Source organism: Caballeronia sp. BR00000012568055, from assembly GCF_029439455.1.
Classification (GTDB): domain Bacteria; phylum Pseudomonadota; class Gammaproteobacteria; order Burkholderiales; family Burkholderiaceae; genus Caballeronia.
Genome location: NZ_JAQFVG010000288.1, coordinates 1 through 1,117, shown reverse-complemented (window position 1 = coordinate 1,117; position 1,117 = coordinate 1). Strand labels below are relative to the sequence as shown.

General features: G+C 54.6%; 1 protein-coding gene. It reads right to left on the bottom strand.

Translation table 11 applies throughout. From position 1 onward, the window contains the following. On the bottom strand, positions 1-1,041 hold a 1,041-nt coding region (locus P7F28_RS17405; RefSeq protein ID WP_277185769.1), incomplete at its 3' end, for a tripartite tricarboxylate transporter permease. Positions 1,042-1,117 lie beyond the last annotated feature (76 nt).

The window sequence follows — 1,117 nt, the reverse complement described above, 5'->3', positions numbered from 1 at the left end:
ACCCGGCTGATATCCCTGGATGAGCAAGGCGCCAAGAAGCAACGCCATAACAGCGTCGCCAGGGATACCAAGCGTCATGGTAGGAATGAAGTCCACCTGGGTTTTTGCGTGCGTTGACGCCTCGGGACTTGCGACCCCTTCGATCGCTCCCTGCCCGAATCGGTCAGGATCCTTCGCCACCTTTCTTTCCAAGGCATATGCGATAAAAGTGGTGATCGTCGGCCCAGTACCGGGCATCGCGCCAAACAGGGTACCAACGATCGTTCCGCGTACCATTGGCCAAAACGCCTGCTTCAACTCCTTAGCGGATGGTCGCATATCGCGAAAGCGAACCTTGGCTTGCGTACCGATGAAAGCAACCTTATTGACGTTAAGCATGAAATCCGCAACGCCAAAGAGTCCCATCGCGAGCGCGACGAGTTCAATTTTATCCGAAAGCTCGGTAAAGCCGAAAGTAAAGCGTTGAATACCGGTATTGACGTCTGTACCTACAATGCCCAAGAGCAGACCAAACACGGTCATCGCGATCCCCTTCAGTTTGGAACCACGTGCCATGGTCGAGCCCGCAATGAGCCCGAGCATCATAATCGAAACAATCTCGGTCGGCCCGAACTCGAACGCGACCTTCACAAGCAATGGCGAGGCAAAGATCATCACGATAATTCCGACCGAGGCCGCGAAGAACGACGCAACCATCGTGATACCGAGTGCAGTACCGCCTTTCCCTTGCTTGGTCAGTGGATACCCGTCGATGCATGTCACCGCATGCGGCGGATGGGAAGGAAGGTTAAGCAAGATCGCACCAAGCGCGCCGCCATACTGTGAGCCGTAAAAAATCCCTGCCAACATCAAGAGAGCAGGCACAGCATGCATCGAGTAAGTGAGCGGCAATAACATTGCGATTGCCGACAGCGCCCCCATCCCGGGAAGCACACCGATCAGGTTGCCGACGAGCACCCCGAAGAAAGACCAAAATAGGTTCTGTGGCAACAACGCAATGCTGAACCCGAACCACAGGTCGTGAAGTGTCTGAGCGATCATGCGAAACCCCACTTGAACAAAGGCAACTGAATTTGCAAAGCCCACCAGAAAACCACAATGGCGACCCCAACTAGCG